This is a genomic window from Treponema sp. UBA3813 (assembly GCA_002368605.1).
Taxonomy (GTDB): domain Bacteria; phylum Spirochaetota; class Spirochaetia; order Treponematales; family Treponemataceae; genus Treponema_D.
This window is the reverse complement of record DFEB01000080.1, coordinates 4,816-16,840: the sequence shown is the minus strand read 5'-3', so window position 1 is coordinate 16,840 and position 12,025 is coordinate 4,816. Positions and strand designations below refer to the sequence as shown.

The following is a 12,025-nucleotide window of genomic DNA, read 5'->3' as shown; positions in this document are numbered from 1 at the left end:
AGCGGAAAGCACAACAACTGGTCAATGAGCACTGATGACGGCTTTAACCTTCTTGAGCCTGGCGAAACTCCGCGGGAGAATGCCCAGTTCCTTTTAATGCTCACGGCCGTGATTCAGGCCGTGGACAAGCATCAGGATTTGCTCCGTGACAGCGTTGCTTCTGCCGGAAACGATCACCGACTTGGCGCAAACGAGGCGCCTCCTGCCATTATCTCTATGTTCATCGGGGACGAATTGCAGGCTGTTTTGGACTCCATCGAGACCGGCTCTCCTTACAGCCAGAAATCTCACGAAAAAATGCAGATTGGCGTTTCTGTCCTTCCGGCGATTCCAAAAGACACCACCGACCGAAACAGAACGTCCCCCTTTGCCTTCACGGGAAACAAATTCGAGTTCCGCTCTCTGGGTTCATCTCTCTCAATTTCCGGCCCAAATGTGGTTCTCAACACGATTGTCGCCGAAACATTGGACGAATTTGCCACACGGCTTGAAAATTCAAAAGACCTGAACACAGACTTACAGGAACTCATCAAAGAAAAAATCATCGAGCATAAGAAAATCATCTTCAACGGTAACGGCTACGATGACGAATGGGTAAAGGAAGCCGAAAAACGCGGCCTTTTGAACCTTAAAACTTTGCCGGACGCAATGGAGCACTACCTTGACGCCCAGAATATCGAAATGTTCTCAAAATACGGCGTTTACAGCGAAAGCGAGATGAAGAGCCACCACGAGGTCAAACTTGAAAAATACTCGAAAGTGCTCAACATCGAAGTAAACACCATGCTGGACATGATTTACAAGGATATTTTGCCGGCAAGCTATGCCTTTATGAGCGATGTGGCAAAATCTGCCTCTAAGGTGATGGCGGTAATTCCAAGCGCAAAATGCAGCGCACAGACCAACGCCCTCAAAAAAATCACCGCGCTAGCCGACAAGCTGGACGAAAATGCTCAAAAACTGGAGAAAATTCACAACGATGCTTGTACTATCGTCGATGTGCCAAAGCAGGCGCGATTCTATGTGGACAAAGTGATTCCTCAAATGGAAGCCACCCGCAAAATCGCAGACCAGATTGAGCCAATCCTAGGCGAAAAATACAAGCCTTATCCAAGCTACAGCGATTTGCTATTCCGTGTTTAAAATACGAATGCCGAGTTTTGAATGATTGAACAAAATCAAAATATGCTCTCGGCTGGAACCTGCCAAAAAGGTCGCGGTGAACAAGTTCAAGCGACCTTTTGTCAGAACCCAGCCTACGCATATTTTGGCTTATTCAGCCAATGCAAACTCGGCATTTGCCTTTTCTAATCTTTTTTTTCTTAATTACTTTCTGCTGCTCCTGGCAAACCTATGTCTTTTCGGAAGAACATTCCCTCAAAATTTACGCCACCCAGAGCTTCGTAGGCTTTTTTCCATGCCTCGTCGAATGAATCTCCGTGAGCGGAACATGCGAGAACGCGGCCTCCGCTTGTGATGAGAGTCGGAGTTTTTGCCCGGCGGTCTTCGATTGCGCCCGCGATGAACACTTTTGCTCCCGCCGCGTCAATAACGCTGTTTGAAAGCGTGATGACTTTGCCTTTTGCATATTTGAGCGGATAGCCGCCAGAAACAGCAACCGGAGCGACCTGAAATCCGCTCTTCCACTTCATTTCAAATTTGTTGAGCGTGCCGTTTGTGATTGCCTCGCACAATTCAGAGAAATCAAAATCCATCATAGGAAGGACAGCCTGAGTCTCAGGGTCTCCCAAGCGGACATTGTATTCCAGGGCTTTCGGACCATCTTTTGTAATCATGAGACCGAAGAAAATAAAGCCCCGGTAGTCCATTTTTTCGGCGACCAGGCCTTTGAGTGTTGGTTGCAAGATATTTTTCTCAAACGCGGCCATTGTCTCTGGTGTGACATCGCTGAGGGGGCATACAGCTCCCATTCCGCCAGTGTTCGGGCCTTGCGCTCCGTCGAGAAGTCGTTTGTGGTCGCGGGCTGGCAGGAATGCCTTGATACAGGCCGTGCCCTTTGCCGCGCTTTCTTCTGTGACGCTGACTGCCGCCAAAACTGAAATCTCAACGCCCTGCAAATATTCTTCGATTACGAGCTTTTTGCCGGCCTCTCCCAAATTTGCCGTAAGTTCTTCGACTGCATTTTCGGCTTCTTCGAGAGTTTTTGCGACGACAACGCCTTTTCCTGCCGCAAGACCGTCTGCCTTGATGACGATTGGCGCGCCCTTCTGGCGGATGTATTCCAGGGCTGAGCTTTTGTCGGTGAATGTTTCTGAATCAGCACAGGCAACGCCGTATTTTTTCATGAAGATTTTAGAAAGGTCTTTTGATGCTTCGAGAGCCGCGCCCTTTGCCTTTGGACCCACCGTTGGAATCCCGGCGTTCCAGAGAGAATCAGCGATTCCTTCTGCAAGAGGATCTTCCGGGCCGATGACAGCAAAGTCAACTTTTTCGCTGAGGGCGACATTTACTGCCGCTTCATTGAGGGACAAATTCTGCAAAGCCGGATTATCTTTTGGATTGATGTTTTTGCATTTTGATTCATGAGCCGTACCGCCGTTTCCCGGTACGCAGATAACTTCTGATACGCGATTTGACTGGGCGAGCCGCCATGCGATTGTGTGTTCGCGACCGCCGCTTCCGATAACTAAAACTTTCATGCTTATATTTTACAGAATTTCAGAAAGTTTTCTAGCCACAAGAAGAGCAAAAGATACTTCATCCCGGACAAAAGAACGGCCTGGTTTGTAGAGATCATAACAAATCAGCAGGCGGGGATTACCTTTTTTGTCTTTAGCGAGAACTTCGAGAATTGAAGAGATATTTGCATTTCGGTACATGTCGTAGCGGTCGCCGTCGATTGAGCCCAAAACATTTGTGTTATTTTGATGGAAAAATCCGTATTTATTGAAAATCTGGAAGTAGTGCTTGTTGGATTTTATATATTTTCCCCGTACATCAATTGAATCAGCCCCAACGATATAGGTGACATCGAAATTTTCATCGTAAATAGTGATTTTTGAAATTTGCAGGTGTTCCCTGAGCATTTCAAGAAGTTTTTTTATGGATGCAGGTTTGTCTTTTTTGACTTTTGAGAGCAGATTGAGGATTTCAAGTTTTTTGCTGACATTTTCATCGTAGAACTGACCGCTAGAAACTCTGTCATCAACTTGTTTGTTTTCAAAGATGATTTTGTCATGAATTTCGGGTTTGTAGATGATGTAACAGTTTCGGCCACGATATTTTGCTATGTAAAGAGACTTGTCAGCGACTTGGAAAAGCTCCTCGTAATTTTTTGCGTGAAGGGGAAAGCGGGCGATGCCCATGGAGCAGGTGACCATGCTGCCAGGCTCAACATTGGTGATGTTCCATTGAATGCCCGTGCGGATATTTCGCGTGACATTGCGGATATCGTCTTCTTCGGTTAAGTCGAGGATGATGAGGAATTCGTCGCCACCGATGCGGCCCGCGATTCCCTTGCCCTTGATTGCGTCAGTGATACAGCTTGCGATTGTAACCAAAACCCGGTCGCCGAAAACATGACCGTAAGAGTCGTTGCATTCCTTGAATTTGTCGGCATCGAGAATAATGAGGGAGCAGGGGGATTTCTCTTCGTTGATTTTTTTGATTGCCATTTCCGTGATGGCTTTTTTGTTGTAGAGACCTGTAAGACCGTCCCGACTTTCGGAATAAGTGTTCATGGTCGGTTCATTGTCTTTGTTGAGATTAATTGCACCGATAATAAGGGAGCTTGATCGCGTGCTTGTTTTGAGCGTGTGAATCGTAAAAAGTTTTTTATCGGTTTGGAGAAAAGTATAATATTTATTTGAAATAAAATTACTGATATTCTCAAACATTGATTTGAGTTGGGCGACTGTATCATCATGATAGAGATTTATTTTAAAAGTTTTTGAGAAATATGCTTCAAATTCTTCTTTCGAACCTGTAAAAATTGTGGTGAGGTCTTTTGTATTTTTGAGAGTGTATTTTTTACCGTCGAAGATGAAATAGTTTGTGTCGAAATTTTGAATAAGGGCTGTTAGTTCTCGGCTTTCAAGAAGGGCTTTGTCCAACAGCTGCCTTGAATATGAGAGTTCTTCGATGATAATTCTGAAAAAATCTCCTTCTTTTGTTACAGTAAAAATACATGAAATATAGTTTTCGAAAGGTTTTATAGTTGCTATAAAACTTCGCTTTTTCTGATTACCCTTAAAATTTTCGAGGAAATATCTGAAATTTGCCGCATCGAAATCTTCAAGAATATATGAGATATTTAAATTGAAATCAGTTTTGTGTATGAGACGCAAGAATGAGCGATTACCGTCTTTGACATTCAAGTCTTTGTCGATTACAAAAGTTATATCACTTAATCTTCGCTGATTGATTGATTCCAAGTCAGACTCCGTATTTTTAAATATCAGTCCTTACATTATACCACTGTTTTCATTATTTTAAAACAAAATCTTTACAAATTTCGATTGCTTTGACGAAAAGCGAACTTCTATCCGATAATAAAAACATGGACTACTTTTTTTTATTCATTGGCGCGATTATTTTGATTTTTGCGCTTATGCTTTTTATAAAATTCAAGAAAGTGCAGGCAAAATCTGCTCCAAAAAACAATGATTTGCGTACTCAAAAAGATGAAAATGGAAAAATTGATTTCGTGCGTTGCCCCCTTTGTTCAACGCCTCTTGCCAAAAATGAAGATATGTTTTCGCGTATTTACCGCCCCATGACTACCGCTGACCAAAGAATGACCGTTCATGGCTGCCCCCATTGCTATCCCCGGCCAGAGCCGGGCGTAAAAAGAACTTGCCCTGTTTGCGGAAAAGAAGTGCCTTTAGACGGAGAGCTGATTGCCCGCCTTTTTAACCGAACCGAGGGCAAAAAACATGTACTTGTGACCGGTTGTTCAGAATGTTACAGAGGAAACCCGCACAGACGCGAGTAGAAAGCTCTAAATCTTCATTCTGCCGCGGAAACTTCTGGCCAGAGTGAGCCTGTCCGCGTATTCCAAATCTCCGCCAACTGGTAAGCCACTGGCAAGGCGGGTGACCGTAAGGCCTTCGATTTCTGACAAAAGCCGCTGGATGTAAAGAGCCGTCGTGTCGCCTTCGACAGTGGGATTTGTTGCCAAAATCACTTCCTTGACCTGACCGCCACGAACCCGCTCCAAAAGCTGGGCGATACGCAACTGGTCTGGCCCGATTCCTTCAAGGGGCGCGATAACTCCTCCCAAAACATGAAAAAGACCGGAAAATTCGTGGGCGCTTTCGATTGTGGCCACATCTTGCGGCTGCTCCACCACACAGATGACGCTCTGGTCTCGCATGGGATTTGAGCAAATCGCACAGGGATCGTTTTCTGTCCATGCGCCGCAGACTGAGCAGGCGTGAATTTTGTCCTGCAAAGTGGCGAGTTGATTTGCAAAACGGGTAATCCATGCAGAATCTGCTTTGAGAATATAATTTACCAGTCGTCCGGCTGATTTTTTGCCTATTCCTGGCAGGCGGGAAAATGAATCGGTGAGTTCGTCAATCGCTGTCATTTTTTTGCCTTAAAGACCGGGAATATTCATTCCGCCCAAAAGCGCGCCTGATTTTTCTTTGATTCGCTCCTGAACCTTGTCCATTGCGGCGTGGTGAGCGGCAACGATTAAATCCTGAAGCATCTGAACGTCCCGCGGGTCAACGGCGATAGGATCCAACTTTACGGCAGTGACTTCAAATTTGCCGTTCAGCGTGACTTGCACGATATTTCCGCCAGAAGAGCCAGTCTCGCTGATTTGAGCAAGCTCTTCTTTCATTGTGTTCATTGTGCCTTCAAGATTCTTGAGGTTTTTTACCATATCGAATGGATTCATGTTATGTTCTCCTTGTGGTTTGTTTAATCAGTTTGCTCATCCTCTTCCGAAGTTTCTTCATTGTTTTCGTTCTTGCCTTCGCTTTGTTCGGTCGATCGTTCTGCGTTTTCGGCTGTGATTTCCTGCTCGCTTTTTTTTGAGTGACCGATAACCTGACCCTTAAAAATGTCACAGAGCAGTTTTACCTGTACAGGAGCTGTTTTCTCAACAGGCGTCGTGACGATTTGATGAAGCGTGACTTCAAATTGCAGTGGTTCATTGTACAAGTCCGAAAGGAATTTTGAAATCTTCGGCTTGTGTGAGTCCAGCTGCATTTTAAGATAGCCAGAAGAGACCTGGGTTGTGACCGTGCTCCCTGTTTTAATCCAGGCTCCTGTTTGCAAAAGGGAACTCCCAAGCATTGGATCGCGCATGGAAAGTTCCTTGATTGCAAGCTCGCGGAAATCTGAGGAATTGCTGCTATGATTGGGTGCCGCTGTTTGTTCAGGCGGCACAGCTCCGCCGTAGCTAAAAGATTGCTGACTTCCTGCGTTTTCTGGCGTGGGGTCGGGAGGTGCAAAATCTTCGCTCATGCTGCCCATGTCGGTAGGAAGCGATTGCGTTGCCTGGGCCGGAGCATTTTGTGGAGCTGGCGCGAAAATGTTCCGAGGGGCGGAAGCTGGCTGAGGCATTGAGATAAATTGCCGTGGAGCCTGCGAGGCATTCTGTGTGACAGAAGGCTGTGCCTGAGCTTTCGGAGCCGACTGTGCGCCCTGGGCTGCGTTTCCCTGCATCAAGAGGGATTTTGCCTCATCGATGGCTTTTTTGACTTCGCTGGGCGAGACATACTGATTGAGCCAGCTTAATCTTGAAAAAGCCAGTTCCAGCTCATATCGGGGTGAAAGGGAATAGCGGATGTCTCGGTAAAGCTGTAAGAGGATAGAAAGGGCACGCTCAAGCTGAATCGGGTTCCAAGCCTGCAAAACAAGCTGCGAATATCGCTCGCGGGACTGTCCCAGCAAAGCTTCTTTTGTGATTCCTGCACGAATTAATAGAAGAGAACGCAAATATTCCGTGCAGTTCACGATAAACTGTTCGATTGAAACTCCGTTCTGCAAGAATTCATCGATTTTAAGAAGGGCTTCCTGAGTCTTGTTCTGGGCCGCGTCCTCAAAGACAGCGTTGAGCCGGTCAACTCCCACCAAGCCCAGCTTGTCTCTGATTTTGTCGTAAGTGATGTGGTCGCCAGAAAAAGCCGCAACTTGGTCAAAAAGAGTGTAGGCATCCCGCACGGAGCCTGTGGACTCGCGGGCAACCCAGTAAAGCGCCTCGTCATCAGCCTTGATGTTGATTTCGGCGGCGGCTTCTGCCAAAAGCTGTTTTACTCGCTCGATGGGAACGAGACGGAAATTGAATTGCTGACAGCGGGATTTAATCGTGGCTGGAACTTTCTGGAGTTCTGTAGTCGCGAAGATGAAAATACAGTATGGTGGCGGCTCTTCGATTGTCTTGAGCAAAGCATTGAAAGCCGAGGTTGAGAGCATGTGAACCTCGTCGATAATGTAAATCTTGTATCTTGAGCTTTGCGGCGGGAAGAGAACTTCGTCCTTAATCTGTCGGACATCGTTTACGGAAGTATTTGACGCACCGTCGATTTCGATTACGTCAGTGCTGGCGCCCTTTGTGATTTCGAGACATTGCTGGCACTTTCCGCAGGGAGTGGCCGTAGGTCCATTGGCACAGTTGAGCGCTTTTGCCAAAATTCGGGCGGTGGAAGTTTTTCCACAACCGCGGGGGCCTGAAAAAAGATAGGCATGAGCAATTTTCTGTGATTGAATCGAATTTTTGAGCGTTTCAGCTACAAATTCCTGACCGGCAAGAGCTTCAAAAGCTTGCGGGCGGCGACGGGTCGCAGTTACTTCGTAAGACATAAAATCATTTTAGTCGAAAAATCACCTTTACTCAATCATAGAAGAAAAAAATACATAGAAGAAAAAATCTCGACTTTTCGCTCAAATTCTACTATCTTTATAACATGGATTTTCTTGAATTTAATGATGTGACTTTTACATACCCGCCGGTAGAAGGCGATTTGGACGAAAACGGCAAGCAGATTGAGCCGAAGCCGGTTTTTGAGCATTTTTCAGCCCAGCTTCCCAAAGGATTCGTAAGTTTTGTGGGTCAGAATGGCTGCGGAAAGTCAACACTCATGCTTTTGGCAAGCGGCCGTCTCTCTCCCACTGGCGGCACAGTCTCCCTTTTGGGGCAAAATCCCGCAAATCTTCCCGAAGAAGAAAAAAATCTCCTCGCTTCGGTGATTTATCAGAACATGGAATTTGAAACCGAAGACAAAGTGAGCGAGCTTCTTTCTTATGTTTATCAGAATGGAGCCCTCAAAGGAAAGGCAAAGGCAATCCGCGACACTACAGAGGGCGGAGATTTGCTTGGCGAGGTAATCGATGTCTTTGAACTGAAGAATGTTTTGGAGCATCCCCTCACGAAATTGAGCAAGGGGGAGATTCAGCGTGTTCTGCTTGCTTTCGGAATCTTGTACGGCAGCGCATCCCTCTTCATGGATGAGCCTCTTTTTGCAATGGAAAATTACCAGAAAGAAAATGCCCTCGCTTATCTTAAAGAATTTGTCCACAAAACCGGAACGACGATTTATATCTCAATGCACGAGCTTGATTTGACCAAAAAATACGCCGACACTGTTCTGCTTTTCTATCCTGACCGCAATATGGCCCTCGGCACTCCCGAAGAAGTCCTTACCCGCGACGAGGTCGAAAAGGCTTACGGCGTTCCCTATGCCATGCTCAAAGACCACGAGAATCTGAGCCGTGAGTATTTGAATTCTCTCCACGAAAAGAAAGAAGAAAAAGCGGAGTCAAAATAATATTATTTGATGTAAATATAAGTGACGATTCCTGTGTTTGTTTTTCCTGAATTCGATGTGAAGTTAAGCGTAATGGAATCCTCGTTTTCTGAAAGTGTGCGGTAACTTTTAATAATCATTCCGTAGCCTTCAGAAAGTGATGAAATCGTATTATTTTTGAAAATAGCTGGCCCCTGATAACTTTCTTTGTAGTCAGGTGTGAGATAAGTCATAATGCTGTTGAAAAATCGGTATCGTGATCCAGAGGGAATCGTGACTGAATTGTCTCCACCCCAAAGATTGATTGCTGCCATCGGATAGTCGTAAACAAGTCCACCTTGTGAATATCTGACAGTTTGTTCTGCATCTTGATTAAATGTATATACCGTATCACCAAGGCAGGCCATAATGAATTTTCCAAAAATTTCATCGAAGTCATAGTCTGATCTGTTCAAAGCGTTCACGGCACTGACGATACAATCATTATTTGATTTAGAATTCTGCATCATCTCTCTTACAAGGGCAGCTCCTCCATACTGTCGGCAAAGCCAAGCACCAAAACCATAAGCATTTGCGTAAGAAAGTGTCGTATTATCAAAATTTCTGATACCTGTATTATAATATTGTGAGATGAATTCGCGGAGACGACCTTTCGGAGAGTCTGTGTCGCTGATTCCGAGGTATTCTTGCAGCATGTCTTCACAAAGCATAGAAAGCATTTCGTTGAAGTTCGAATCAATTGAGATTCCGTTCATTGTCTTTACACCGAAGTTAATCATGTGCTGGAATTCATGGGCGAGTGTTGAAAGGGTAAGTCCATTTTTTGTTTTTGCGAAGTAAGAGTCGATGTAGAAGTATTTGCCTTCATTTGAATTTTTAATTGTGACATTGCTGAAGGCAAGCCCGTTCATGTAATAGTCCATGCTAGAAAAGAATCCCACCGTGTTTCCGAGGCTTTTGTCGTTGAATAAATCGTAGATGACGATGTTTACTTTTGTGCCTGTGTCGCTCACTGAAGAAAGTTCTGCTTTTGAACCGTGCGTACTTGAGTAAATAAAATCTGATTCTTTTCCAAAAATATTGCGGACAAGGGGGTAGAGCGCTTTGAAATTTTCTGCATATTTTTTTGCTATGCTTTCTTTTGCAGACTTGCTTGAAATATAAGGGTCGTCATCAACAATCCACACATTGCAGATTTCGTTGAAAGCCCAGAGCGTGGCCGCTTTTTTTTCGTATTCATATTCTGTGCGTGCAGTGAAAATCTGTTTTTTTGTAATGCCGACATTGTATGAGAGTTTTGAAACTTCCCGTGGGTAATATACGCTTCTCTCTGCTGGGCCTGTGAATTCTGGGTGAAAATCATAGCCGTGATGGCAGATGATACCTTCTTTGCTTGTCTCTGATTCTTGAAAAATCTCTTCAGATTCTGTTGAAACCGCCGCTCGTTCTGAGTCTGAAGAGATGTAACGGACGAGAGAATTATCGACTTTTGCGTTTCCGGTGTTTACTTGCACATAGTAGACGGTTTTTCCGGCCAAATCTCCAGAAATCGTGAGAGATTTTGTTGATGCTTCTACTTCAAGAATCGGTTCCGAAGATGAAAAGTCAACTGAGCGTGACTGATTTGGCTCAATGTTTGAGTGAGAAATGCCATTAGATGTTGGAAAATCGGTTTCTAATTCAACGGCAAATTCACAAGCCGTGAAAAAAAAGAAAGCAAAAAGTGGAATGTAAAAAGTAATCTTCTTCATAAAAGCCCCTGTTCAAAACCACTTTTTGTTTAACTTACTTATAGGGACTTTTTGTATAACTTAAATATCGTTACTTTTTACTAAGAAAGATTATAACTCAAATCAAAAAAAAATCAAGGGCTTTTGCCTTGTATCATGGATATAACTGAGACTTTTTTAACACTATCCAATTATGTGATTTTTTTCCAATTTTTTTATAAAATATAAGTGAGAGAGTTAAAGTAAGGTCTGAATAATTATGAATATTTGTCTTTTTACCCATGAAGAAATCAAAAATCCCCTGCCCAAAAAAGACGAGCGGGCCCAGCATATCGTGAAAATCCTTCATAAAAAAGCGGGAGATTCTTTTGATGCGGGCATTATCGGCGGAGCGGCCGGGCTTGCCACGATTACGGGAATTTCCCCTGATGGCGAAATTTCATTTACCTTTGAGCCGAAATCTGCGGGCAAAAAACTCTATCCCCTCACGCTGATTATCGGTTTCCCCCGACCCATTCAGTTGCGCAGGCTTTTGCGGGATGTAGCGGGGCTTGGCGTTCAGCGCGTGATTCTTTGCGGCACAGATTTGACCGAAAAATCTTATTTGAATTCAAATGTCGTCTCTGACGGAAGCGCCTACCAGATGCTTTTGGACGGAACAGCTCAGGCTGCCAGCACCCATGTTCCCCTTCTTGAAGTTGCGGAATCGCTGGACGAGGTTTTAATTCATAATGCACAATGCATAGTGCATAATTGTTCTTTGGGGGAGAATTCTTCTTCTGAGGGTGATTTTTCTGAATGGGAGACTGCTTCGAAAATCGCTTTGGACAATCGACGCCCTTCATCTTCTCTGCATGAATTTTTGGAGCATGAGTCGGCTCACTCAGTGCTGGCGGCTATCGGAAGCGAGCGGGGCTGGACTGACCGGGAGCGTGATTTACTGGAGCGGGCGGGATTTACCCTCTGCTCAATGGGCAGCCGCATTCTCCGCACCGAGACGGCGGCAACCGTGGCAAGCTCCATCATTCTTGACGCAATGGGTTATCTTCAATAAAATATTTCACAGTTTTGCAAGTGCCTTTAATGGTCGATTAGCTCATAGGGAGCGACCCGTCAGGGGCAAAACCTGCGAGGCAGGTTTTGAGCGATTCTCGGAAAAATCTATGATTTTTTCGTGGTAGAGTATTTTTGGTGGTCAATTAACTCAGTGGTAGAGTGCTACCTTCACACGGTAGAAGTCACTGGTTCGAACCCAGTATTGACCACCAAAAATATTTGCGCTTCCGCGGTTCGAGCATAGCTCTCACCGAGACTCGCCTAAAAACTTGTCTCACAAGTTTTTTCGCCTTCGGCGACCGGCTCCCTACCTTCACACGGTAGATGTCACTAGTTCAATCCCCTTCGCGGCACAGCCGCTCGGAGACTCGCTCAAAAGTCGCCTCACGACTTTTGCCGGCTTCGCCGTCGCTCTCTAAGTATTGACCATTATGGGCTTTTTTCTTTTTTTACAAATTCTATTAAAAACAAAAAACCGCCCTCGATTGAGAGCGGTCTTCGCTGTTTTTAGGCAGCTAT

General features: G+C 45.0%; 9 protein-coding genes, 1 tRNA gene and 1 pseudogene. 5 read left to right on the top strand and 6 right to left on the bottom strand.

Annotated features, from left to right (window positions below):
• A pseudogene (locus B2089_RS11980) lies at positions 1 to 1,143 on the top strand (glutamine synthetase type III); the annotation flags it as partial.
• Positions 1,144 to 1,322: 179 nt separating this feature from the next.
• Here B2089_RS11980 and purD read toward each other — a convergent pair.
• Positions 1,323 to 2,660: a phosphoribosylamine--glycine ligase gene (purD, locus tag B2089_RS11975; RefSeq protein ID WP_296321891.1), complete on the bottom strand. Its 1,338-nt coding sequence runs from the start codon at positions 2,658 to 2,660 to the stop codon at positions 1,323 to 1,325.
• Between the two features lie 9 nt (positions 2,661 to 2,669).
• On the bottom strand, positions 2,670 to 4,394 hold the full coding sequence (locus B2089_RS11970; protein ID WP_296321894.1) for a GGDEF domain-containing protein: 1,725 nt from the start codon (positions 4,392 to 4,394) through the stop codon (positions 2,670 to 2,672).
• A gap of 125 nt (positions 4,395 to 4,519) precedes the next feature.
• Between B2089_RS11970 and B2089_RS11965 the strand changes: the two genes are divergently transcribed.
• On the top strand, positions 4,520 to 4,954 hold the full coding sequence (locus tag B2089_RS11965; protein ID WP_296321899.1) for a hypothetical protein: 435 nt from the start codon (positions 4,520 to 4,522) through the stop codon (positions 4,952 to 4,954).
• A 6-nt stretch (positions 4,955 to 4,960) separates the two neighbouring features.
• Here the strand turns inward: B2089_RS11965 and recR are convergent, their stop codons facing one another.
• Genes recR through dnaX form a run of 3 tightly spaced genes read right to left on the bottom strand, consistent with a single transcriptional unit; the run spans position 4,961 to position 7,776 of the window.
• Entirely contained in the window at positions 4,961 to 5,551 is a 591-nt protein-coding gene (gene recR / locus B2089_RS11960; RefSeq protein WP_296321902.1) for a recombination mediator RecR, read from the bottom strand.
• Between the two features lie 9 nt (positions 5,552 to 5,560).
• Positions 5,561 to 5,866, bottom strand: a complete 306-nt coding sequence (locus tag B2089_RS11955) for a YbaB/EbfC family nucleoid-associated protein (protein ID WP_296321905.1) — start codon at positions 5,864 to 5,866, stop codon at positions 5,561 to 5,563.
• A 23-nt stretch (positions 5,867 to 5,889) separates the two neighbouring features.
• A complete protein-coding gene (gene dnaX / locus B2089_RS11950) occupies positions 5,890 to 7,776 on the bottom strand; it encodes a DNA polymerase III subunit gamma/tau (protein WP_296687457.1) in 1,887 nt (628 codons plus the stop codon).
• 104 nt (positions 7,777 to 7,880) lie between these two features.
• On the opposite strand from dnaX, the gene B2089_RS11945 reads away from it, so the two are divergent.
• Positions 7,881 to 8,741: an ABC transporter ATP-binding protein gene (locus tag B2089_RS11945; protein ID WP_296321911.1), complete on the top strand. Its 861-nt coding sequence runs from the start codon at positions 7,881 to 7,883 to the stop codon at positions 8,739 to 8,741.
• A gap of 2 nt (positions 8,742 to 8,743) precedes the next feature.
• Here B2089_RS11945 and B2089_RS11940 read toward each other — a convergent pair whose 3' ends face one another.
• Positions 8,744 to 10,471: a hypothetical protein gene (locus B2089_RS11940; protein ID WP_296321913.1), complete on the bottom strand. Its 1,728-nt coding sequence runs from the start codon at positions 10,469 to 10,471 to the stop codon at positions 8,744 to 8,746.
• Between the two features lie 238 nt (positions 10,472 to 10,709).
• On the opposite strand from B2089_RS11940, the gene B2089_RS11935 reads away from it, so the two are divergent.
• Together B2089_RS11935 and B2089_RS11930 are read left to right on the top strand one after the other, a co-directional pair.
• Positions 10,710 to 11,504 carry a 16S rRNA (uracil(1498)-N(3))-methyltransferase gene (locus B2089_RS11935; protein ID WP_296321916.1) on the top strand — a complete coding sequence of 265 codons (795 nt, stop codon included), beginning with the start codon at positions 10,710 to 10,712 and terminating at the stop codon, positions 11,502 to 11,504.
• A gap of 139 nt (positions 11,505 to 11,643) precedes the next feature.
• Positions 11,644 to 11,718 (top strand) — tRNA-Val (locus B2089_RS11930).
• Positions 11,719 to 12,025 lie beyond the last annotated feature (307 nt).